Source organism: Streptomyces albiflavescens, from assembly GCF_014645835.1.
In the GTDB taxonomy this organism is placed as follows: Bacteria; Actinomycetota; Actinomycetes; order Streptomycetales; family Streptomycetaceae; genus Streptomyces; species Streptomyces albiflavescens.
The window spans coordinates 512202-533176 of the sequence record NZ_BMMM01000004.1 but is presented as its reverse complement, the minus strand read 5'-3'; the positions used below and the strand labels follow the sequence as shown (position 1 = coordinate 533176).

Genomic DNA, 20975 nt, shown 5'->3' with positions numbered 1-20975 from the left:
CCCGAAAGGGGCGCGGGGAACTGCGCGATCTTTTGGGGGGCCTGGGGGCGGAGCCCCCGGATACGGGACGGGCAGGGGCGGAGGGGGCGAAAACCCCTACCCCCGCAGCCGCCGCCCACAATGCGGCCAAGGGCTCGCCCCCCGCCGCACATACAGCTTCTTCGCACGGAAGGTCTGCTCGGACGCGGAGGCGTCCTGGGGGCGCCCGGAGCCGCCGAGGGCATGCCAGGTGTGGGTGTCGAACTGGTAGAGGCCGCCATACGTGCCGGAGGGATCCACGGCCCCCGGCCGCCCACCGGACTCGCACGCCGCGAGGCCGGACCAGTTCAGATCGTCGGCCCCGGCGGCGGACACCGGATGCGGCTTCGTGCCGATCTTCACCAGCTGCGTCCGCGGCTCCCGCACCACCTCGGACTCGATCCGTCTCGGCTTCTGCTCGACCCCGTTGACGGTCCGGAGCGCATAGGTGACACGCCGCGCCCCCGGCTGACCGGCGCGCTCGACGACTTCCGTGCCGCTGAACAGCGAAGGGTCCCGAGTCCGCCGTACCTCGAACGGAATCGGCTCGTCGCGGACCTCCCTGCTCCGGGTGACCCGCATCACGGTGACCGTCTGCCCGTCGCGCGGGAAGCTCCGGGGTGCGACGGAGGTGGTGTCCTGGCCGTGCAGGGTGATCCCGGCCTCCTCGACGGCCTCCTGGACGCTCGCGGCGTTCGTACGGATCGTCCGCGCCCGCCCGTCCGCCATGAACGTCACGGTGCGCTCGGTGCGGACGTCCAGCGTGAGGCCCTCGCGCCCGATGCGCCGGGAGCGCGACGTCGACACGTACGCGCCCTCCGCACGCACCCCGAGCTGTCGGAGCGCCTCGTCCACGGTGCGCGCCGTCGTCCACACCTTGCGCCGGTGTCCGTCGAGGGTGAGTTGCAGGGGGCGCCCGTAATGAACCGCGATCTCGTCGCCGTTGGCGAGCGCCGTGCCGATCGCGGGCGCGACGACGTCGTGCCCGCCGACCTCGACGCCCTCGTCGGCCAGCAGTTCGCCGACGTCGTCCGCGAAGGTGTGCAGGGTGCGCGGCTTCCCGTCGACGCTGAGCTCGATCGCCTTGTCGTTGGCGACGAACGCGGAGGTGCCTCCGGCCAGGAATGCCACGACCAGCGCCTGCGGGAGCAGCCGTCGCAGGGCATCGGGACGCTCGCTGGTGCGCTTGCGCCGTGCCGCACGCCGGGCCTGGGCGCGACCGCCGGGCGCGGGAGCCCCGTACCCCTGCCCCTGCCGGGGCAGCCGGGGTTCCGTCGGCGCCTCCGGCACGGCCACCCGGGTCGCCTCGTACGCGGGCCGGTAGGTGTCCGGGTGGCCGCGGCCGTACGACGGCTCGAATTTCCCGTACGCCGTTCCTGTCGCACCGGGGACACCGCCGGCGCCGGTGTCATCAGGGCTGCCGGCAAGACCGGTGCCACGGACAACACCAGTGCCACCAGCAGTACCGGTGCCATAGGCGACGCCAGTCGGTCCATACGTCTCGTACTGCGAGCTGCTCACGACGACACGCTCCAGGGTCCGGCGGAGAAAAAGGTGCGCCCGAAGGGCTCATGCAGGGTGGTGGCGGGAGACGGGTGGGCGACCAGAACCTAGCGGAGCGATCGTCACTCTCCCAAGCAACCCGGCTACGCTGTGTCGCGACGCTCCCCTGAGGTGCACCCCGGGAGAACCCCCGGAACCGTTATCCGTCAGTAATCGAAAGCGCGCGCCGTGTTCGCGGAGATCGAGGTCGCCAGCGCGTCCTCGTCGATGCCCCGTACAGCTGCCATCGCACGCACCGTGACCGGAATGAGATACGGCGCGTTAGGCCGTCCGCGGTACGGAGAGGGTGTCAGGAAGGGCGCGTCGGTCTCGACGAGGACGAGTTCCAGGGGCGCCACGGCCAGCGCGTCGCGCAACGGCTGGGCGTTCTTGAAGGTCATGTTGCCGGCGAAGGACATGAAATAGCCCGCGTCGGCGCAGAGCTCGGCCATCGCGGCGTCGCCGGAGTAGCAGTGGAAGACGGTCCGGTCCGGCGCGCCCTCCTCCTTGAGGATGCGCAGCACGTCGGTGTGGGCGTCGCGGTCGTGGATGACCAGGGCCTTGCCGTGCCGTTTGGCGATCTCGATGTGGGCGCGGAAGGACCGCTCCTGCGCCGCCTTGCCCTCGGGGCCCGTACGGAAGTAGTCGAGCCCGGTCTCGCCGACGCCCTTGACCTGGGGAAGGGCGGCGAGCCGGTCTATTTCCGCCAGCGCCTCGTCCAGCGCGGCGTCTCCGCCCGGCTGCCGCGCGCCCTGCCGGGACCAGCCGTCCGGGTCGCCGTGCACGATCCGGGGCGCTTCGTTGGGGTGCAGCGCGACGGTCGCGTGCACGGCGTCGTACTCGGCCGCCGTCTGCGCCGCCCAGCGCGAGCCGTTCACGTCGCAGCCGACCTGGACGACCGTCGTCACGCCGACCGACGCGGCCTTGGCGAGGCTCTCCTCCACCGTGCCGGACTGCATGTCGAGATGGGTGTGCGAGTCGGCGACAGGAACCCGGAGGGGCTCCGGCAGTGGCGGGGCTTCGGCGTGGGAAGGCATGCCCCGATCCTACGAAGGGGGCATGCCCGACCTCACCTCGCGGGGAGCCGGGAGGTCATTCCACCGGGCCGTCGGACCGGCCGGCGCCGTGGATCGGCCCGCCGTCCGGCGGATCAGCCCGCCTTGCGGTGGTGGAAGGGGTGCAGGAGGTCGGAGAGGTGCCAGTGGTGGGACTCGCGGGGCTCGCCGGGCTCCCCTGTCGCCGTCTCGGGGGCGTCCGCCCGGAGCTCGGGCTGCCGTGCCGCAACCGGCCGCTGCTGGGAGTTGCGCGCCGAGGACACCTGTCCCGGACGCATGATGCGCACCACATGGCTGTCGCAGTTCTGGCAGCTGGGCCGGCTCAGCGGTGACGGTACGACCCGGCCGTCGGCCACGTACCTGACGAACTCGTTGCCCTCGGCGTCGAGGTGGTGCTCTATCTCGTACGACTGCTCCCAGCCGTGCCCGCAGCGCATGCAGGCGAAGGAATACGACTCGTTGACAACGGCGGTCGCCGCACCGCGGTGGCCGGTCTGCCCTGCGATCTCACTCATGCCAGCTCCTGCTGTCCGCTGGACAAGCGCCCCCGCGTACGGGGGCGAGGGACGGGTACGTCCCTTCAATCAGTGGACGCTTCTCCCGGCGCGAACGCATCAGGTCTGTCGACTATTGGAGTCGTTTTGGGCGTTCCTTGTCGGAACGCTCTCGCCACCCGGCCTGAGCTTTGCCTTGGGCGACCGTCCTTTGCTCTTCTATGGGGCGCTTCGTGCGGCATTCTTTGCCGCGACGACCGCATCGAAGACGTCGCGCTTGGGAATTCCCGCCTCCGCGGCGACGGCCGCGATCGCCTCCTTGCGCCGCTCCCCGGCCTCCTCGCGCACCTGCACCCTGCGCACCAGCTCGGCGGCGTCCAGTTCCTCGGCGCCCTTCTCGGCGGCGCCCTCGACGACGACGGTGATCTCGCCGCGTACGCCCTCGGCGGCCCAGGCGGCCAGCTCACCCAGCGGGCCGCGCTTGATCTCCTCGTACGTCTTGGTGAGCTCTCGGCAGACGGCGGCGCGCCGCTCCGTCCCGAACACCTCGGCCATCGCGGCGAGGGTGTCGTCGAGCCGGTGGGGTGCCTCGAAGTAGACGAGGGTGCGCCGCTCGTCGGCGACCTCGCGCAGCCGCGACAGGCGTTCGCCCGCCTTCCTGGGCAGGAAGCCCTCGAAGCAGAAGCGGTCGACGGGCAGCCCGGACAGTGCGAGCGCGGTGAGCACGGCGGAGGGGCCGGGTACGGCCGTGACCTTGATGTCCTTCTCGACGGCGGCCGCGACCAGCCGGTATCCCGGGTCCGAGACGGACGGCATCCCCGCGTCGGTCACCAGCAGCACCCGCGCCCCGCCGGCCAGCGCCTCGACGAGCTCCGGCGTACGAGCCGCCTCATTGCCCTCGAAGTACGACACGACGCGCCCGGCGGGCTGCACGCCGAGCGCCTGGGTGAGCCGTCGCAGCCGCCGGGTGTCCTCGGCGGCGACGACATCGGCCCCGGCCAGTTCGGCGGCGAGCCGTGGCGGCGCGTCCGAGATGTCACCGATGGGAGTGCCTGCCAACACAAGGGTTCCTGTCACGGTTCCATCCTCGCAGGGCCCAGGCACGGGACTCCCACAGACGTGTTCCCTACGATGGCGCGGTGACCAGTACCGCGTCCTCCACGGACACCCGGCAGGGCCAGGCCGCCCAAGAGCAGCGGCCGTCGTGGCAGCAGCGGCTGCGCCGCTTCGGATACACGGCGCCGCCCAGAAGCGACGTCCGCGACCGGCTCGTGCCGCCGTACGCCGAGCCCAGCCCGCGCATCTGGGCCACGATCGGGCTGCGCCACGACGTCGCCGAGCGCATCACGCGCTGGTCGGGCTGGGTCGGCCCGCTCCTGGTGACGCTGCTCGCCGGACTGCTGCGGTTCTGGAACCTGGGCAGCCCGAAGGCGGTGATATTCGACGAGACGTACTACGCCAAGGACGCCTGGGCGCTCATCCACCGCGGATACGAGGTCAACTGGGCGAAGGACGCCAACGACCTGATCCTGCAGGGCAACGGTCATGTGCGGATCCCGAGCGACGCCGCCTACGTGGTGCACCCACCGGTCGGCAAGTACGTCATCGGGCTCGGCGAGTGGATGTTCGGGTTCAACCCGTTCGGCTGGCGGTTCATGACGGCGCTGCTCGGCACGCTGTCGGTGCTGCTGCTGTGCCGGATCGGGCGCCGGCTGTTCCGCTCGACGTTCCTCGGCTGTCTCGCGGGCGCGCTGATGGCGGTGGACGGCCTGCACTTCGTCATGAGCCGCACCTCGCTGCTCGACGGCGTGCTGATGTTCTTCGTACTCGCGGCCTTCGGCTGTCTGGTCATCGACCGCGACAAGGCGCGGGCGAGGCTGGCGGCGGCCCTGCCCGCCGACGCGGACGGAGTCGTACGTCCCGACGCGCACGCCGCCGAAACGACCCGCCTCGGCTGGCGCCCCTGGCGCTGGGGGGCCGGCCTGATGCTGGGCCTGGCCATCGGCACCAAGTGGAACGGCCTCTACATCCTCGCCGCGTTCTGCGTGATGGCGGTCCTGTGGGACGCGGCCTCGCGCCGGGTCGCGGGCGCCCACCGCCCGTACCTGGCGGCCCTCAAGCACGACACGGGCATCACGTTCCTGGCGACGGTCCCGGTCGCCCTGGCCGTGTATCTCTTCTCCTGGACGGGCTGGATCCTCTCCCCCGACAACGGCAAGGGCGGCTACTTCCGCAACTGGGCGGTGACGGACGGCAAGGGCGGCAGTTTCGCCTTCCTGCCCGACTGGCTGCGCAGCCTGTGGCACTACGAGCACGAGGTGTACAAGTTCCACGTCGGCCTCTCGTCCCCGCACACCTACCAGTCGAACCCGTGGAGCTGGATCGTCCTGGGCCGCCCGGTCTCGTACTTCTACGAGTCCCCGCTGCCCGGCAAGGACGGTTGCCCCACCGACGCGGGCGACAAGTGCGCCCGTGAGGTGCTGGCGCTCGGCACCCCCCTCCTGTGGTGGGCGGCCTGCTTCGCGATCGCCTATGTGCTCTGGCGCTGGGCGTTCCGCCGCGACTGGCGCGCGGGCGCCATCGCCTGCGGCATCGCGGCCGGATACCTCCCCTGGTTCATGTACCAGGAGCGCACGATCTTCTTCTTCTACGCCGTCGTCTTCGTCCCGTTCCTGTGCCTGGCCGTCGCGATGATGATCGGCGCGATCCTCGGCCCACCCGGCGCGGGCGAACGCCGCCGCGTCATCGGCGCGGCGGGCGCGGGTGTCCTGGTCCTGCTGATCGCGTGGAACTTCATCTACTTCTGGCCGCTGTACACCGGCACCGCCATCCCCATCGACCAGTGGCGGTCGCGGATGTGGCTGGATACCTGGGTCTAGCCGGGCAGACGTAACCAAGAGGGCGCGGCCGACTGTCGCGCCCTCCTGGTCGTTGTCGGCCGTCAGCGGTCGAGGGCAAGTCCTGAGCGGCCCCCACTCACGTCGGCTGAACTTCCAGCCGAGACGCGAGACCCTGGTATGGCGACTGCGGACCAGCGAACAAACGCGGGCTGGTACGCATCTCACGCTTCGTGAATCTCCTGCTCATACGGCCCTCAGCGCGACGGGTACCGTCGCGTCTTCCGATAAGGAGGCCGGGCGATGAATCACCCGTCGCACCGTGACCGCATCAGCACGACAGCACCGCCGCGGCTCCCCGGCCGGGCCACACCCGCACGCAGACTGAGCACCGCCGCCGTGGCGGCGGTGCTCCTGGCGGGCTGTGGCACGGGCACCCCCAAGGCGTCCCCGCACTCCAGCGGCCCCGGCGAGTCCCTCGCCCCGACCGCCACGCGTTCCCCCTCTCCTTCGTCCGTCCCTCGCTCCGGTTCGTCCCTCGCCCCGGACCTCACCACCACCGCCGCGTGCACCAACAGCACGAAGTTGGCCGGGTGGTCGAACCGCCGGCTGGCCATGCTGACCATCGCCGTCCCGGTGTCGGAGACCTCGGTGTCCGACGCCACCTCCGAGGTGAGCGCCGGTGCGGGCGGTGTGCTGCTGTTCGGCAGCAAGGCGCCGTCCGACCTCGGCGCCCGGCTGAACGCCCTGAAGTCCCATGTACCCGGCCACCTGGGCCTGTTGGTGATGACCGACGAGGAGGGCGGCGGCATCCAGCGCATGTCGAACCTCGTCGGCTCCCTGCCCTGGCCCGCGTACATGGGCGCGCACTGGACCCCGGCTCAGATCCAGCTGAACGTCACGAAGGTCGCCACCAAGATGGCGGCCGCCCAGGTCAACATGGATCTCGCGCCGGTGGTCGACGTCGACGGCAGGAACGAGGCACCCAGCAAGACGAATCCCGACGGGTGGCGGTCCTTCAGCGGCAACACCTCGGTGGTCTCCAAGGCCGGTGTCGCGTACATGAACGGGCTGCGCGCCGGAGGCGTGATACCCGTCGTCAAGCACTTCCCGGGCCTCGGCGGCTCCACCTACAACTCCGACTTCGGCCCTGCCCGCACCCTGCCCTGGTCCACCCTGCAAAAGGTGGGCATCCCGCCGTTCACGGCGGCCATCCAGGCCGGTGCCCCGGCCATCATGGTCTCCAACAACATCGTGCCGGGCCTGGGCACCAATCCGGCGAGCCTGTCACCCACCGTCATCAGCTACGAGCTGCGCGGCAAGCTGGGCTTCAAGGGGCTGGTGGTCACCGACTCGCTCAGCGCCAAGGCGATCTCCGCCGCCGGCTTCAGCGTCCCCGCCGCCGCCGTCCAGGCTCTGCGCTCCGGTGCCGACATGGTCCTGTTCGACCTGGGGAGCAATGTCGGCTCCCAGACGTCCTCGATCGCCTCGGCGATCACCAACGCGGTGGCCGGTGGACACCTCGCCCGCAGCCGCCTCATCGACGCGGCGGGGCACGTCCTGGCCGTCCGGCACGTGAATCTCTGCCCCTGAGCGCGAGTGGATCGCAAGGCCTGATCCACTTCTGGCCGCTGTACACCGGGACAGCGATCCCCATCGGTGAACGGCGTTCACGGATGTGGCTCGACACTTGGGCCTAACGATTCAGAGAAACTCCACCCCATGAGTCTCACGCCCCCCATAGAGTGCGGTGGAGACCAACTTTTCTGAACGCGTTCAGAAGTTCGGAAGAGGGTCCACGGGGAGGGATCGCGCGATGCGCAAGGGGGCAAGGGCAGCCGTCATCGGCAGTGTGTTCGCGGTGATGGTGGGAGGCGCCGGATACGGCGCGTACAACGTGGTGACCGCGATCAGCGGGGACGGCGGCTCGGGCGCGTCCGGGGCCGCCGCCGTGAAAACCGGGCCGCCGAGCAGTGCGGAGGTCAAGGAGACCAGCCGCGCGTTCTTCGCGGCCTGGGAGAAGGGCGACGCGGCCAAGGCGGCGTCGTACACCAACTACGCGACGAACGCGGAAACCGCGCTGGCCGGTTACCGCGCCGACGCGCACCTCACCGACGTGCGGATCACGCCGAGCACGCCGTCCGGCGCGACCGTGCCGTTCTCGGTCGAGGCGACGGTGTCGTACGAAGGCAAGAGCAAGCCCTTCTCGTACGACTCCGAACTGAGCGTCGTGCGCGGGGACACCACCGGGAAGGCGCTGGTCGCCTGGAAGCCGTCCGTTCTCCATCCGGAGCTGAAGGACGGGGACACGCTCGTCACGGGCGAGTCGGCGAGTCCGGCGATCGAGGCCGTGGACCGCAACAACGTCGTCCTGACGAAGGAGAAGTACCCCTCCCTGGGGCCGATCCTGGACGCGCTGCGCGACAAGTACGGCGACACGGCGGGCGGCACGCCCGGCATCGAGCTGGCCATCCGGCACAGCAGCGAGGAGACCGGCGACACGACCCTGGTCACCCTCGCCAAGGGGCAGCCGGGCAAGGTCCGTACGACGCTCAGCGCCACAGCGCAGGCCGCCGCGGAGAAGGCGGTCGCGCGGTACTCCGAGTCGTCCGTGGTGGCGGTGAAGCCGAGCACCGGTGAGGTGCTGGCGGTCGCCAACCACCGCGAGGACGGGTTCAACGCGGCGTTCCTCGGCAAGCTCGCGCCCGGTTCGACGATGAAGATCATCACCGCGGCGATGTTCATCGACAACGGCGTGACCACGATGAACGGCCCGGCGCCCTGCCCGGACACCGCGACCTGGCAGAGCCAGACCTTCCACAACCTCACGGGCATGAAGGCCAACGAGGGCGCCAGCCTCGCCAACAGCTTCGCGCGGTCCTGCAACACGGCGTTCGTGAAGCTCATCGACGGCACCGACAAGGCCCCGCTCACCGACGAGTCGCTCACCACCGAGGCGCAGACGCGGTTCGGCCTCGGCCAGGACAACTGGAAGACCGGCATCCCGTCCTTCGACGGCAGCGTCCCCGCCTCCGCCGGCTCGGACCGCGCGGCGAACGCGATCGGTCAGGGCCAGGTCCAGATGAGCCCGCTGAATATGGCGTCGGTCACGGCGACCGCCATCACCGGCACGTTCCGTCAGCCGGTCATCGTGCCCCTCAAGCTGGACGACCGCGTGCCCGCGCAGGCGAAGGGGCTGCGGATGAACACCGTCGCGCAGCTCAAGCAGATGATGCGGCTCACCGCGACGAGCGGCACCGCCGCGCGCGTCATGGCCGGGCTCGGCGGTGACCTCGGCGCCAAGACCGGCTCCGCCGAGGTCGACGGCCAGACCGTGTCCAACAGCTGGTTCACCGGTTACCGCAATGACATCGCGGCCGCCGCGATGACCCAGGAGGGCGGCCACGGAGGGGACGCGGCCGGTCCGATCGTCGCAGCTGTGCTACGAACTGGTGGCTGAATTCACCCCCCGCAGAGCGGGACCCTAGGGTGGTGCTTGTCGTTGAGCAGTTGAGCACCGTGAGGCACGGGGGCATCAGGGGACAGCGGAGGGCTGGAAGCTGTGGGCAAGAGAAGGCGCGTCGCCGAGCGGCGGAAGACGAAGCAGCCCGCCGTGCTCGGCGGGGTGATCGCCGTGGTCGTCGTCGGCGGGGCGTTCGGCGCCTACAGCCTGTTCGGCGGCGGCGCGTCGGCCGACGACGGGACGTCGACGACGGCCGACCACAAGACCGCGAAGACGGGCCCGCTGTCGGCGACCGAAGTGCGCACGACGGCGGCTGCCTTCCTCACCGCATGGCAGGGCGGCGACGTCGCGAAGGCGGCCGCCGCCACGGACGACTCGGCCGCCGCGACCACCGTGCTCACCGGCTACGCCAAGGACGCCCACATCACGGGCGTGACCCTGACCAGCGGCAAGCGGTCGGGCGCCGCCGTCCCGTTCTCCGTCAAGGCCACCGTCACCTACAAGGGCAAGAGCAAGCCGCTGACGTACGACTCGAAGCTGACGGTCGTCCGGCGCGCCAAGGACGGCGTACCGCTGGTCGGCTGGAAGCCGTCCCTCGTCCACCCGGACCTCCAGGACGGCGACCGGCTGGTCACCGGCGATTCGGGCACGCCCCCGATCACGGCCCTCGACCGAAACGGCGCGAAGCTGACCACCGCCAAGTACCCCTCCCTGGGCACGGTCCTCGACGGGCTGCGGGAGAAGTACGGCAAAACGGTCGGCGGCAAGGCGGGCATCGAGCTGCGCGTGGTCCGCAAAGCCGCGAAGAAGGGCGCCCAGAAGACCCCCGACAAGACCCTGGTGACGCTCAGCGAGGGCACCCCCGGGACCGTGAAGACGACACTCAGCCCGACTCTGCAAGCCCTCGCCGAGGAGAAGGTGGCCGCCAAGTCGAAGGCGTCGGTCGTCGTGATCCGCCCCTCGACGGGCGAGATCCTCGCGGTCGCGAACACCGGTCACGGCTTCAACACCGCCTTCCAGGGCTCCCTCGCCCCGGGCTCCACGATGAAGGTCATCACGGCGTCGCTGCTCTTCGACAAGGGCCTGGCGTCGGCCGACAAGCCGCACCCGTGCCCCAAGACGGCGACCTACGGCGGCTGGAAGTTCCACAACGACGACGACTTCGAGATCAAGGACGGCACGTTCAAGGCGAGCTTCGCGCGGTCCTGCAACACGGCCTTCATCACCCAGGCGAAGGAGCTGGAGAACAACGACCTGACCAAGCAGGCCCAGCAGGTCTTCGGGCTCAGCATGAACAACTGGGCCATCGGCGTCCCGTCCTTCGACGGCTCGGTGCCGGTGCAGAGCGCCGCGCAGATGGCGGCGTCGCTGATGGGCCAGGGCGGGGTCCGCATGAACCCGCTGAACATGGCGTCGGTCGCCTCGACGGTGCAGGCGGGCACCTTCCACCAGCCGTACCTGGTGTCTCCGACGGTGGACCACCGCACGCTGGCCAAGGCGTCGCGCACCATGTCCGCGTCCACGCTCTCCCAGCTCCGCGAAGTGATGCAGTACACGGCCGCCGCCGGCACCGCCGCCGAGGCCATGTCCGGCCTCGGCCCCGACTACGGCGCCAAGACCGGCTCCGCCGAGGTCGACGGCCAGGACAAGCCGAACGGCTGGTTCACGGCGTGGAAGGGCGACTTGGCGGCGGCGGGCGTCGTGCAGCAGGGCGGGCACGGGGTGGACACGGCAGGGCCGATCGTGGCGGCGCTGCTGAAGGCCGGTAGTTAGGGGGTTTCTGATGGATCTCCGCGGCGTCGCGACGCCCGGCACGCTCCCCCACTGCCTTAAGGGCGTGGGAGGTGCCCCCACTCGCGGCACCGGACAAAAGCCCTAGTAGCTCCTCCCCCACGCTCGGCTTCGCTCGCGCGGGGGACCCCCATCGAGGACTTCCACCCGGCACGCCGAGAGCACGCACCGAACGCCGCTCCTTCTTCCACGGAGATCCATCAGAATCCCCCTAGAACTCGGTCGCGTGTCTCGTACACCGACCGCTAGCGTGCCGTTCATGACCGCCACCGATGAGAACGCCGGCGGGGAGCAGTCCCTCGCCGCGAACGCCGCCCACCCCCGTTTCGTCGAGGCCCTGCGGGAGTTGGGCCTCGACGAGGTCAACGGACGCATCCGCCGCTTCCCGGACGCGACCCGCACCGCGGCCGAGGCCGCCGCCGCGATCGGCTGTGAGCTGAGCCAGATCTGCAAGTCGCTGATCTTCGCCGCGTGGGGGTCCCCCCTGCTCGAGCGAAGTCGAGAGCTTGGGGGAGGGGTGCCGGTACTGGTGCTGATGGACGGCGCGTCGCGGGTCGACGTGGAGCTCGTGCGGCGGGAACTGGGCGCCGAGAAGGTGACCCGGCCCAAGGCGGACGTGGTGCGGGAGACGACGGGGTACGCGATCGGCGGTGTACCGCCCTTCGGGCACCGCACCAAGACCCGTGTCCTGGCGGACCGTTCGCTGCTCGACCACGACACGGTGTGGGCCGCGGCGGGTACGCCGTACACCGTCTTCCCGATGGACCCCAAGAGCCTGATCGCCCACGCCGGCGGCACCCTGGTGGACGTGCGCGAGCTGACCGCGTGACGCCGGTCGTCACCGCGGCGGTGCTGCTCGCCGCGGTCACCCACGCCAGCTGGAACGCGATCGCCCACCGCATCAGCGACAAGCTGGTCGGGTTCACGCTGATCGCGGGCGGCGGCATGCTGATCGGTCTCGTCATGGTGCCGTTCGTGGCGTTCCCGGCGTCCGGGGCGTGGCCGTACCTCATCGCCTCCGCCGTGATCCACGTCGCGTACTACGTGCTGCTGATGCGCTCCTTCCGGCTCGGCGACTTCGGGCAGGCGTATCCGATCGCCCGCGGGACCGCTCCGCTGATCGTCACGGCGCTGGCGGCCGTCTTCGCGCACGAGGTGCCCGACGGGTGGGCCGCCTCGGGCATCGCGCTGTCCTGCGCGGGACTGACGGGTGTCGCGCTGTGGGGGCTGCGCGGGCGGCGGCCCAACTGGGCGGCGATCGGGGCCGCGTTGGCGACCGGGGTGTCGATCGCCGCGTACACCGTCGTCGACGGGCTGGGCGTGCGGGCCTCCGGGTCCTCCCTCGGGTACATCGCCTGGCTGATGGCCGTCGAGGGTGTGGTGATCCCCGCGTACGCGGTGTACCGCTGGCGCGGTGAACTCGTGTCCGTGCTGCGGCCGTTCGCCGCCGTCGGCTTCCTCGGCGCGGCGCTCTCCGTCGCGGCGTACGGGCTGGTCCTCTGGGCCCAGACCCGCGCCGAGCTCGCCCCGATCGCCGCCCTTCGCGAGTCCTCGATCATCGTCGGCGCGGCCATCGGCGCGCTCTTCTTCAAGGAACGCTTCGGAGCGCCTCGTATCGCGGCGGCGGGGCTCCTGGTGCTGGGCATCGGGCTGATGCTGCACGCGGGATAGGTCGCCGTCGGGGTGGCCGCACGGCTCGGCGCTCACGGGGCGCCGGCAAGCGCACGCATCCCGGTCGCCGTCGGGGTAGCCGCACAGACCGGCCTACGGAGCACCGGCGAGCACACGCATCGCGGCGGGCAGCGCGGCGCCGCATGGCGCGTACCAGGAGCTCAGCCCCCGAGGGCCACCCGAACCGCCCGTACCAGTGCCTGGGCCCGCGGGTCCGCCGTCACGCTCTTGCGGAAGCCGTTCGTGACATAGCCGAAGGCGATGCCCGAGTCGGGGTCGGCGAAGCCGAGGGCGCCGCCGCGGCCGGGGTGGCCGAAGGAGCCCGGGGAGAGGAGGGGCGAGGCGGCGCCGTGGAGCATGTAGCCGAGGCCGAAGCGGGTGTTGACGACGAGGATCCGGTCGGGGCCCGCGGACTGTTCGGCGCGGGCCCGCTCCACGGTGGCGGGCGAGAACAGCCGTACGCCGTCCACCTCCCCGATCAGCGCGGCGTAGAACCGGGCCAGCCCCTCCGCCGTGGCGATGCCGTTGGACGCGGGCAGAACCGCCGCCCGGTACGCCGGATCGTTCTCGTCCGGCAGTGGAGTGATCGCGGCGAAGGCACGCCGGGTGAGGGACGACGGATCCGCGTACGCCTCGGAGACCGCCCGCTTGGGGCGGGTCTTCAGACCACCCGGCGCCGACGGGGCCTCGACCTGCGCGACCCTGCCCACGCGCCCCGCCTCCGCCTCCGGCAGCCCGACCCACAGATCCAGCCCCAGCGGTCCGGCCACCTCGTCCGCGATCCACTCGCCGATCGAGCGCCCGGTCACCCGCCGGACCAGCTCACCGGTGAGCCAGCTGTACGTCTGCGCGTGATACCCGTGATCCGTCCCCGGCTCCCACACCGGCGCCTGTGCGGCCACCACCGCGGCCGCGAGATCGGGATCCGCTGCCTCGGCCGGAGTGAGCGGACGGTCGAGAACGGGCACCCCGGCCCGGTGCGCGAGCACGTGCCCGACGAGGGTCCGTTCCTTGTCCGCCGCCTTGTACTCCGGCCAGTACTGGCCGACCGGTGCGTCCAGGTCGAGTACCCCGCGCTGGGCGAGCAGCAGCAGTACGGCGGCGGCGACGCCCTTGGTCGCGGAGCGCACGATCTGGGCGGTGCCGTGCTGCCAGGGCTCGCTGCCGTCGACGTCCCGTGCGCCGCCCCACAGGTCGACGACCTTGTGCCCGTCTCGGTACACGGTGACGGCGGCGCCCCGGTCCCCGAGCACCTCGAAGTTGCGTACGAACGCATCCCTGACCGGCTCGAAGCCCTCGGCCACTGTGCCGTTCACGTCCACGCCCGCGCTCCCTGTCGCCTCACCTGTTCCAACGGTGAGTGCAACACGCACGTACAGCCTTCGATTCCTAGCCCAGCAGGATCGTGACCTCGATGTTGCCGCGGGTGGCGTTCGAGTACGGGCAGACTTCGTGGGCCGCGTCCACGAGCTTTGTCGCCAGGTCCTGGTCGACGACGGGGAGCGAGACGCTCAGGGCGACCGCGAGGCCGTAGCCGCGCTGCTTGTTCGGGCCGATGCCGACCTTGGCGGCGACGGTGGAGCCGGAGAGGTCGTACCCGGCGCGGCGGCCCACCAGCACCAGCGCGTTGTGGAAGCAGGCGCTGTAGCCGGCCGCGAACAGCTGCTCGGGGTTGGTGCCGTTGCCGTCGCCGCCGAGCGCGGGCGGCATCGCGACCTTCAGTTCGAGCTGGCCGTCCTGGCTGGTGACGTACCCGTCCCGGCCACCGTGCGCGGTGGCCTCGGCGACGTACATGATCTTCGTCGGACGGGTGTCGACAACGGTGCCGTCGATCACAGCGGGACCTCCCCCAGGGCGTACAACTCGGCGGGCAGAACGGCAGGCGGCACACAGGTGTGCAACTACATCGCGCACAAGGTACCCGCCGGTATGAAGGCCGGTGTTACCAGGGGGTAGAAACCGTGGGTAACCCCCCGGGGAGTGTTCCGGGGGCGCGCGTCAGCGCCGTCGCGCCGCCGCCCCCTCCGCGCGCTCCGCCAGACGCCACAGCTCCTCCCTGAGCCGCGTGACCTCGGCCTCGCTCACGCCCGTCGCCGTCAGCAGCGCCTGCGGCACCTCCTCCGCGCGCTCCCTGAGCAGCTCGCCGCGCCCGGTGAGCGCGACCAGCACGGAGCGTTCGTCGTGCGCCGAGCGCTCACGGCGCACAAGACCCGCCGACTCCAGCCGCTTGAGCAGCGGCGACACCGTGCCGTAGTCCAGGTGCAGCGCGGTCGCGAGCTCTTTGACCGTGGTCTCCCCGCGCTCCCAGAGGACCAGCAGGACCAGGTACTGCGGGTAGGTGAGACCGAGCTCCTCCAGCAGCGGGCGGTACGCGGCGGTCACGGCACGCTGGGCGGCGTACAGCGCGAAGCACAGCTGCTCGTCGAGCAGCAACGACCCGGCCGGGCCGACCGATCCGCTGAACCCGACGGACCCGCTGGACCCGACGGACCCGACGTCCTCTTGTTTCGTCACGCGCCCATTGTTCACGCGTCCATTGTTCACGCGCCCAAGGTTCACGCGCCCGGGGCTCGCAGGCCCAGGGTTCACGCGCCCATGGTCACGGAGCGCGGGTCGAACCCGAAGGGGAGCTCCAGACGGTGTGTGCGCATGAGCTCGTCGTCGGAGAGCAGTTCGCCGGTCTTCCCGTCGGCCGCGATCACGCCCTCGCTGAGGACGAGCGACCGGGGGCACAGTTCGAGGGCGTACGGCAGGTCGTGCGTGACCATGAGGACGGTGACGTCCAACGACCGGAGGATGTCCCCGAGTTCACGCCGCGAGGCGGGGTCCAGATTGGAGGACGGTTCGTCGAGGACGAGGATCTCCGGCTCCATCGCGAGGACGGTCGCGACGGCCACCCGGCGCCGCTGGCCGAAGGAGAGGTGGTGCGGAGGGCGGTCGGCGAAGGCCTCCATGCCGACCCTCTCCAGCGCCGTACGGACCCGTTCCTCCAGCTCGGCACCCTTCATCCCCGCCGCGGCCGGTCCGAAGGCGACGTCCTCCCGGACGGTCGGCATGAACAGCTGGTCGTCCGGGTCCTGGAAGACGATGCCGACCCTGCGCCGGATCTCCGCCATGTGCCGCTTGCCGACCGGCAGTCCGGCCACCGTCACGGTTCCGGTACCGCCGCTCAGGATGCCGTTGAGGTGCAGCACGAGCGTCGTCTTGCCGGCGCCGTTCGGGCCGAGCAGCGCGACGCGCTCGCCACGCCCGATGGTGAAGTCCACGCCGAAGAGGGCCTGGTGCCCGTCGGGGTAGGCGAAGGCCAGTCCGGCCACTTCCAGAGAGGGGGTCACAGCGTCCATCCCAGCAGACATACGACAAGGGCGGCGAACGGGAGGGCGAGGGCGTACGACCACTGCGCCCGGGACGCGGTCACCTCGTCGATGACCGGCATCGAACCGGCGTACCCCCGGCTCACCATGGCGAGATGCACGCGCTCCCCGCGCTCGTAGGAGCGGATGAACAGCGCGCCCGCCGACTTCGCGAGCACGCCCCAATGCCGCACACCACGGGCCTCGAAGCCGCGCGACTCCCGCGCGATCCGCATCCGCCGCATCTCGTCCGTGATGACATCGCCGTACCGGATCATGAAGGAGGCGATCTGCACGAGGAGCGGCGGGAGCTTCAACCGCTGCAGGCCAAGGAGCAGTTCGCGCAGTTCGGTGGTGGACGCCAGGAGCACGGAGGCGGCGACGCCCAGCGTTCCCTTGGCGAGCACGTTCCAGGCGCCCCACAGGCCGTTGACGCTCAACGACATGCCCAGCACGTCCACCCGCTCGCCCTCCGCCACGAACGGCATCAGCACGGCGAAGGCGACGAACGGGATCTCGATCAGCAGCCGCTTGAGCAGGAATCCGGCCGGGACGCGTGCCTTGTACGCGACCGTCGCCAGCAGCGCGGCGTACAGCGCGAACGCCCACATCGCCTCGCGCGGGGTGGAGACGACCACGACGACGAAGGCGAAGGCCGCGGCGAGTTTGGTGTGCGGCGGCAGGGCGTGCACGGGCGAGTGCTCGTGCCGGTAGAGCCGGTGAGCGTGGCCCGCGCCCACGTCAGACGCTCTCGGGGAGGGAGACGGCGGACGCGTCGGCGCTGCGGCGCCTGCGGATCGCCCAGAAGACGCCGCTGCCCGCGACGACGGTGACGCCGACGCCGATCACGCCCGCGAGGCCGCCGGAGATCCGGGCGTCGGAGATGTCCTTGACGCCGTAACCGGCGAGCGGGGAGTCCTTCGTGGCGTGCTTCTCGGCCTTCTGGTCGATGCCCTTGTCCTTGGCGACCTTCTCCAGGCCGTCGGGGCTGGCGGAGGCGTAGAAGCTGACGAATCCGGCGAGGACGAGGGAGGTGACGAGGCCGGTGATCCACACCTTGCGGTGCGAGGAGCGGGCGGCAACGGGGGCGACGGTCGTGGGGGCGTCGACCAGTTCCCCGTTCACGCGCAGCTTGAGCCGCTGCTGGAGACCGCGGGCGCCGTACACGAGATCGGGCCGTACGGCGATGACGGCGCCGACGGTGAGCCCGGTGATGGCGGCCTCGCCGACGCCGATGAGGATGTGCACGCCGATCATGGCGGTGGCGACCTTGGAGATCGCGACGTCGGTGGTGCCGCCGATCGCGTAGATGAGGGTGAAGGCGACGGCGGCGGCCGGGACGGAAAGGAGCGCGGAGACAAAAGCCGCCACAGTGATGGAGCGCCGCTTGCGCGGGAGCACCTTCACCAGGACCCGGAAGACGGCGTACGAGACGACCGTGGTCACGATCGCCATGTCCGTGATGTTCACGCCGAGCGCGGTGAGGCCGCCGTCCGCGAAGAGGATGCCCTGCATCAGCAGGACCACCGAGACACAGAGGACGCCGGTGTAGGGGCCGACGAGTATCGCGGCCAGGGCGCCGCCGAGCAGATGTCCGCTGGTCCCGGCGGCGACCGGGAAGTTCAGCATCTGTACGGCGAAGATGAAGGCGGCGACCAGGCCGGCGAGCGGGGCGGTCCGCTCGTCGAGTTCGCGGCGGGCGCCGCGCAGGCTCACGGCGATGGCACCGGCGGCGACTACTCCGGTGACCGCGGAGACCGGGGCGTTGATGAATCCGTCAGGCACATGCACCGTTCGATGATAGTGCCTTGTTGCGAATGACTTGCAAGAGCGAGTCTTCCATGAATAGCTCCGGGGGGCGCGCCTTGGAGGATCGCACCGAATGATCCGGAAGCGTTTTCCGTGAGATGTGCGACATTGGATGGTGACGGATTCACAGATTCCACACAGCTGACGCAGCGTAAGGAGTCGGTTCATGTACGCCGTCGAACAGTACGCACGCGCCCATATCGTCACCGACACCGCCGACTCCCCCGACGACGAACACCGGGTCGTCCCGGTGGCCCTCCGTTACGACGCGGAAGGCGATCCCCGCCGGGTGCACATCACCTTGCCCGGTCCCCATGAGTGGGTGTTCCCCCGCGAGCTGCTGGAGCAGGGGCTGCGTGTCCCGGCGAGCAGCGGAGGGGTCCGCGTCTGGCCGTGCGGCCGGGTGCAGGCCGTCATGGAGTTCCACTCTGCGGACGGGGTGGCGGTCGTGCAGGTCGACTCGAAAGACCTGATGCGCTTCCTTCGTCGTACATACACGGCGAAGCCGCCGGCAGCGGCGGGGAGCCGGTCACCCGCTCGGGCCGGACACGGTGCGGCATCGCGCGGGAGCGCTTAGGGCCTCCCGCATACCGCTCGACGCGGGGCCGAGCGGGTCGGTCGGCAACGTTCACCGACCGCGAAAGCCTGACAGACGCCGGTGAGGGCGCCCCGTGCGTGGGGCGCCCTCACCGCGGTCGAGGTGTGCTCAGACCCGGGCCAGTTCCCGGTCGTCGTCCTCGTCCAGCCGCTTCTTGTCGAGTGCCCGCAGGCCCTCGCCCTCGACGTCGACGTTCGGCAGTGCGCGATCCAGCCACTTCGGCAGCCACCAGGCCTTCTTGCCCAGCAGGGCCAGGACGGCCGGGACGATCGCCATGCGCACGATGAAGGCGTCGAAGAAGACGGCGATCGCGAGGCCGAAGCCGATCATCTTGATCATCGACTCACTGGAGCCGATGAAGCCGGAGAACACCGCGATCATGATGACGGCCGCCGCCGTGACCACCCGCGCGCCGTGCTTGAAGCCGGTCACGATGGCCTGACTGGGCTTCTCCCCGTGGACGTACGCCTCGCGCATCCGGGTCACGAGGAAGACCTCGTAGTCCATGGCGAGACCGAAGACGACGCCCACCATGAAGATCGGCATCATCGACATGATCGGGCCGGTCTCCTCGACACCCATGAGGCCGGACAGCCAGCCCCACTGGAAGACCGCGACGACTGCGCCGAGCGCGGCCATCACCGAGAGCAGGAACCCGAGGGCCGCCTTCAGCGGGACCAGGATCGAGCGGAAGACCACGATCAGGAGCAGGAAGGCGAGGCCGACCACCAGCGCGAGATACGGGATCAGCGCGTCGTTGAGCTTCTGCGAGAAGTCGATGTTCATCGCGGTGGTGCCGGTGACCAGCACCTTGGCGTCGGTGTCCGCCTTGACGTCGGCACCCTCGTCGCGGATCGCGTGCACCAGGTCCTCGGTCTTGACGGAGGACGGCTTGGAGTCCGGGATCACCGTGATCGTCGCGGTGTCGCCGGCCTTGTTGGGCGCCGGAGGAGTCACCGTCACCACGCCCTTGAGGTCCTTGATCTCGTCGCTCACCTTGGTGAACGCCGCCTTGGGGGCGTCGCTCTCCTTCGCGTCGACGACGACCATCAGCGGGCCGTTGAAGCCGGGCCCGAAGCCCTCGGACAGCAGGTCGTACGCGCGGCGCTGCGTGGTCGACGTCGGCTGCGAACCGTCGTCGGGCAGACCCAGTTCGAGCGAGGTCGCCGGGATCGCGGCCGCGCCCAGGCCCACCACACCGAGCAGCAGGACGGCGAGCGGACGGCGCACGACGAAGCTCGCCCAGCGCGTGCCCATATTGGGCTTGCTCGCCTTCCTGGCGGCGCGACCGCCACCGAGCAGCTTGCTCTTCTTGCCGGCGGGCTGGACCTTGCGGCCCGCGTACCCGAGCAGCGCGGGAATCATGGTCAGCGCGATGAGCACGGCGATGGCGACCGTGCCCGCCGCCGCGACGCCCATCTTCGTCAGCATCGGGATGTTGACGACCGACAGGCCGACCAGCGCGATCACGACCGTCAGACCCGCGAAGACCACCGCGGAGCCCGCCGTGCCGACGGCCCGCCCGGCCGCCTCCTCGCGCTCGCGGCCCTCGGCCAGCTCGGCCCGGTAGCGGGAGACGATGAACAGCGCGTAGTCGATGCCGACCGCGAGGCCGATCATCATCGCCAGCGTCGATGTGGTGGTGCCGAGGTCGAGTGCGTTGGCGAGCGCGGTGATGGTGGAGACACCGATGCCGACACCGATCAGCGCGGTCAGCAGCGGTAGTCCGGCCGCGATCAGCGAACCGAAGGTGATGACGAGCACGACCGCGGCGACCGCGATACCGATGACCTCGGTGGATCCGGTCTCGGGCGTCGCCTGGAGGGCGTCACCGCCGACCTCGACGGTCAGCCCGGCAGCCCGTGCCTCCTGCGCGGTCTCCTTCAGGGCGTCCTTCGAGGAGTCCTTCAACTCCATCCCGGAGACCTCGTACTTCACCTGCGCGTAGGCGATCGAGCCGTCCTTGCTCACGGCCTTCGCCTTGAACGGGTCGGTGACGGAGGTGACTTCGGAGCCGTCGCCGAGCGCCTTGACGGTCTTCTTGACGGTGGCCTTGTTGTCCTTGTCCGATATCTTCTCGCCGCTGGGCGCCTTGAAGACGACCCGCGCGGTCGCTCCGTCGGCACTCATGCCGGGGAAGCGGCTCTCCAGCAGGTCGAAGGCCTTCTGCGCCTCGGTGCCGGGGATCGAGAAGGAGGACGCTCCCGCGGTGGGCGCGGAGGCCGCGCCGACACCCGCGAGCGTCAGCAGCGCCACCCAGATCAGGGCGACGAAGTGCCGTCGCCTGAAGGCGAGTCGGCCGAGTTTGTAGAGGAACGTGGCCACGAGGGCGTTCTCCCGGTCA

18 protein-coding genes are annotated in these 20975 nt (G+C 70.6%); 7 read left to right on the top strand and 11 right to left on the bottom strand.

Annotated elements, in window-relative coordinates:
* Positions 1 to 96: 96 nt before the first annotated feature.
* The 4 genes from IEY95_RS14760 to rsmI all read right to left on the bottom strand — a co-directional run bounded on the left by IEY95_RS14760 (position 97) and on the right by rsmI (position 4186).
* The gene (locus tag IEY95_RS14760; RefSeq protein ID WP_189186433.1) at positions 97 to 1539 is read right to left on the bottom strand and encodes a resuscitation-promoting factor; all 1443 of its coding nucleotides are present in this window, start codon (positions 1537 to 1539) and stop codon (positions 97 to 99) included.
* A gap of 188 nt (positions 1540 to 1727) precedes the next feature.
* Complete coding sequence (locus tag IEY95_RS14755; protein WP_189186432.1) at positions 1728 to 2597, bottom strand: TatD family hydrolase; 870 nt, start codon at positions 2595 to 2597, stop codon at positions 1728 to 1730.
* A gap of 113 nt (positions 2598 to 2710) precedes the next feature.
* Positions 2711 to 3130: a hypothetical protein gene (locus IEY95_RS14750; RefSeq protein ID WP_189186431.1), complete on the bottom strand. Its 420-nt coding sequence runs from the start codon at positions 3128 to 3130 to the stop codon at positions 2711 to 2713.
* A gap of 198 nt (positions 3131 to 3328) precedes the next feature.
* Positions 3329 to 4186 (bottom strand): 16S rRNA (cytidine(1402)-2'-O)-methyltransferase, encoded by an 858-nt coding sequence (gene rsmI, locus IEY95_RS14745; protein WP_189186430.1) that lies wholly within the window; start codon positions 4184 to 4186, stop codon positions 3329 to 3331.
* 62 nt (positions 4187 to 4248) lie between these two features.
* Here rsmI and IEY95_RS14740 point away from each other — a divergent pair, with 62 nt between their 5' ends.
* From IEY95_RS14740 to IEY95_RS14715, 6 genes are all read left to right on the top strand, one after another.
* The gene (locus IEY95_RS14740) at positions 4249 to 5988 is read left to right on the top strand and encodes a dolichyl-phosphate-mannose--protein mannosyltransferase (RefSeq protein WP_189186429.1); all 1740 of its coding nucleotides are present in this window, start codon (positions 4249 to 4251) and stop codon (positions 5986 to 5988) included.
* Positions 5989 to 6249: 261 nt separating this feature from the next.
* Positions 6250 to 7539: a glycoside hydrolase family 3 N-terminal domain-containing protein gene (locus IEY95_RS14735; protein ID WP_189186428.1), complete on the top strand. Its 1290-nt coding sequence runs from the start codon at positions 6250 to 6252 to the stop codon at positions 7537 to 7539.
* 223 nt (positions 7540 to 7762) lie between these two features.
* Complete coding sequence (locus IEY95_RS14730; protein WP_189186427.1) at positions 7763 to 9406, top strand: penicillin-binding transpeptidase domain-containing protein; 1644 nt, start codon at positions 7763 to 7765, stop codon at positions 9404 to 9406.
* Positions 9407 to 9508: 102 nt separating this feature from the next.
* The gene (locus tag IEY95_RS14725) at positions 9509 to 11182 is read left to right on the top strand and encodes a penicillin-binding transpeptidase domain-containing protein (RefSeq protein WP_189186426.1); all 1674 of its coding nucleotides are present in this window, start codon (positions 9509 to 9511) and stop codon (positions 11180 to 11182) included.
* Positions 11183 to 11459: 277 nt separating this feature from the next.
* On the top strand, positions 11460 to 12029 hold the full coding sequence (locus IEY95_RS14720) for a YbaK/EbsC family protein (RefSeq protein ID WP_189186425.1): 570 nt from the start codon (positions 11460 to 11462) through the stop codon (positions 12027 to 12029).
* Positions 12026 to 12871, top strand: coding sequence for an EamA family transporter (locus IEY95_RS14715; RefSeq protein WP_189186424.1), 846 nt, complete (start codon positions 12026 to 12028; stop codon positions 12869 to 12871). Before IEY95_RS14720 ends, IEY95_RS14715 begins: the two co-directional genes overlap by 4 nt.
* 161 nt (positions 12872 to 13032) lie before the next feature.
* On the opposite strand, the gene IEY95_RS14710 is transcribed toward IEY95_RS14715, so the two are convergent.
* From IEY95_RS14710 to IEY95_RS14685, 6 genes are all read right to left on the bottom strand, one after another.
* Complete coding sequence (locus IEY95_RS14710) at positions 13033 to 14193, bottom strand: serine hydrolase domain-containing protein (RefSeq protein WP_189186423.1); 1161 nt, start codon at positions 14191 to 14193, stop codon at positions 13033 to 13035.
* A 67-nt stretch (positions 14194 to 14260) separates the two neighbouring features.
* Positions 14261 to 14665 (bottom strand): organic hydroperoxide resistance protein, encoded by a 405-nt coding sequence (locus IEY95_RS14705; protein ID WP_194492276.1) that lies wholly within the window; start codon positions 14663 to 14665, stop codon positions 14261 to 14263.
* Positions 14666 to 14869: 204 nt separating this feature from the next.
* Positions 14870 to 15304 (bottom strand): MarR family winged helix-turn-helix transcriptional regulator, encoded by a 435-nt coding sequence (locus IEY95_RS14700; RefSeq protein ID WP_229702953.1) that lies wholly within the window; start codon positions 15302 to 15304, stop codon positions 14870 to 14872.
* Positions 15305 to 15456: 152 nt separating this feature from the next.
* Positions 15457 to 16215, bottom strand: coding sequence for an energy-coupling factor ABC transporter ATP-binding protein (locus IEY95_RS14695; RefSeq protein ID WP_229702931.1), 759 nt, complete (start codon positions 16213 to 16215; stop codon positions 15457 to 15459).
* Positions 16203 to 16964, bottom strand: a complete 762-nt coding sequence (cbiQ, locus tag IEY95_RS14690; protein WP_189186419.1) for a cobalt ECF transporter T component CbiQ — start codon at positions 16962 to 16964, stop codon at positions 16203 to 16205. The genes IEY95_RS14695 and cbiQ overlap by 13 nt, the downstream gene beginning before the upstream one ends.
* A gap of 1 nt (position 16965) precedes the next feature.
* Entirely contained in the window at positions 16966 to 18015 is a 1050-nt protein-coding gene (locus IEY95_RS14685; RefSeq protein WP_189186418.1) for an energy-coupling factor ABC transporter permease, read from the bottom strand.
* 184 nt (positions 18016 to 18199) lie between these two features.
* Here IEY95_RS14685 and IEY95_RS14680 point away from each other — a divergent pair, with 184 nt between their 5' ends.
* On the top strand, positions 18200 to 18610 hold the full coding sequence (locus tag IEY95_RS14680; RefSeq protein WP_189186417.1) for an SsgA family sporulation/cell division regulator: 411 nt from the start codon (positions 18200 to 18202) through the stop codon (positions 18608 to 18610).
* Positions 18611 to 18739: 129 nt separating this feature from the next.
* Here the strand turns inward: IEY95_RS14680 and IEY95_RS14675 are convergent, their stop codons facing one another.
* Positions 18740 to 20956, bottom strand: a complete 2217-nt coding sequence (locus tag IEY95_RS14675; RefSeq protein ID WP_189186416.1) for an MMPL family transporter — start codon at positions 20954 to 20956, stop codon at positions 18740 to 18742.
* Positions 20957 to 20975: the final 19 nt, after the last annotated feature.

What these genes read in the sequence shown, in the direction of transcription:
- IEY95_RS14680 (WP_189186417.1), top strand. Translation starts at nt 18,200, where the DNA reads ATGTACGCCGTCGAACAGTACGCACGCGCCCATATCGTCACCGACACC.
- IEY95_RS14730 (WP_189186427.1), top strand. Translation starts at nt 7,763, where the DNA reads ATGCGCAAGGGGGCAAGGGCAGCCGTCATCGGCAGTGTGTTCGCGGTG.
- IEY95_RS14695 (WP_229702931.1), bottom strand. Translation starts at nt 16,215, where the DNA reads ATGGACGCTGTGACCCCCTCTCTGGAAGTGGCCGGACTGGCCTTCGCC.
- IEY95_RS14720 (WP_189186425.1), top strand. Translation starts at nt 11,460, where the DNA reads ATGACCGCCACCGATGAGAACGCCGGCGGGGAGCAGTCCCTCGCCGCG.
- IEY95_RS14750 (WP_189186431.1), bottom strand. Translation starts at nt 3,130, where the DNA reads ATGAGTGAGATCGCAGGGCAGACCGGCCACCGCGGTGCGGCGACCGCC.
- IEY95_RS14705 (WP_194492276.1), bottom strand. Translation starts at nt 14,665, where the DNA reads ATGTACGTCGCCGAGGCCACCGCGCACGGTGGCCGGGACGGGTACGTC.
- IEY95_RS14755 (WP_189186432.1), bottom strand. Translation starts at nt 2,597, where the DNA reads ATGCCTTCCCACGCCGAAGCCCCGCCACTGCCGGAGCCCCTCCGGGTT.
- IEY95_RS14735 (WP_189186428.1), top strand. Translation starts at nt 6,250, where the DNA reads ATGAATCACCCGTCGCACCGTGACCGCATCAGCACGACAGCACCGCCG.